The organism is Acinetobacter sp. 228 (assembly GCF_048147885.1).
Genome location: NZ_JAYWYV010000608.1, coordinates 1 through 1,028, shown reverse-complemented (window position 1 = coordinate 1,028; position 1,028 = coordinate 1). Strand labels below are relative to the sequence as shown.

Genomic DNA, 1,028 nt, shown 5'->3' with positions numbered 1-1,028 from the left:
GGCGTTCTTGAATAGATCCTTTTTCAATCACCACGCCATCATCGGCTTGCGGCACAATATTCTGTTTAACGAGCCAAGGCGACATAACACGGGCAAATGGGTCGAGTAACTCTCGAAAAGTCCCTTCATCTAATAATGCTTTAGCACGCTCTCTTGCACTCAGCTCAATAAAATCTTGTTTATTTAACAACCTCTCGATATCAGTCATGAGCAATCTCCTCCAATGCTTGTTCCAGACGTAAGCGAACGACACCGGGAGTTGCACCAAAGTCATGAATATTAATATTGACCGCTGGCGGTATTTGAGCAGTAAAAATCCGTTCAAAAAGATTGTGCCAACGTGCTGCACTGCCATCTACAGAGGTAACGACATGAATAGAGGCTTTTCCCTTTTCACCAGGTTCCATCAAAATTTCTAAATCGCCCGAGCCAACACATCCTACCAACGCTTTTTTTACAGGTGGCTCTGTCGCCACAAATTCAAAATGAAGTGTTTCCATAATCAAAATCCTTCTTTATTTTTTGACAGATGTCTGCTCAACACGATCTATAAATAGTGTTGCTGCTAATAAGTCTGCGGCACCACCTGCAGAAGCTTTCATCCGAAGTAGATCAATCTCTAAAAGATGCAAAGCACGTCGGCCTTCCAAGCTTGAGCTACCACCCAAATCCAATACTTGCTGAGCACCTTGTTGCATACGCTTTAAACCAGATGTGCCAGAGCGATAAAGCACACATGTATCGGTCAAATCTGTCATCATGGCAAGTAAGGCATCTAAGCGAGCGAACTCTTCTTTCATGGTTTTACTACGACTTTGATAAAGTTGCTTTAACCCAAAATTCACAATAGTTGGAAAGCCTTGTTGCGCCTGTTCTTTGGCACCTAAGATGCCTAATTTCTTTTGTACTTGCTGGCCATGACTCAAAGCCTGCTTTGGAATAAAACGATCTTCAAGCTGAGCAATCTGACCTGCTAACTGGCATAGTTCAACAGCCGATAAATATTGTTGATTGGTGCGTGCCAATGC

At 43.1% G+C, this 1,028-nt stretch carries 1 protein-coding gene and 2 pseudogenes; all 3 read right to left on the bottom strand.

Annotated features, from left to right (window positions below):
- Positions 1-208 (bottom strand): annotated as a pseudogene (locus VXQ92_RS21240) (biotin-independent malonate decarboxylase subunit beta); the annotation flags it as partial.
- Positions 201-500: a malonate decarboxylase subunit delta gene (locus VXQ92_RS21235; RefSeq protein WP_262093425.1), complete on the bottom strand. Its 300-nt coding sequence runs from the start codon at positions 498-500 to the stop codon at positions 201-203. The gene VXQ92_RS21235 and the pseudogene VXQ92_RS21240, both read right to left, overlap by 8 nt.
- A 2-nt stretch (positions 501-502) precedes the next feature.
- Positions 503-1,028, bottom strand: a pseudogene (locus VXQ92_RS21230) (triphosphoribosyl-dephospho-CoA synthase); the annotation flags it as partial.

Excerpts from the sequence above, each read along its gene's own strand:
- VXQ92_RS21235 (WP_262093425.1), bottom strand. The coding sequence starts at position 500 with ATGGAAACACTTCATTTTGAATTTGTGGCGACAGAGCCACCTGTAAAA.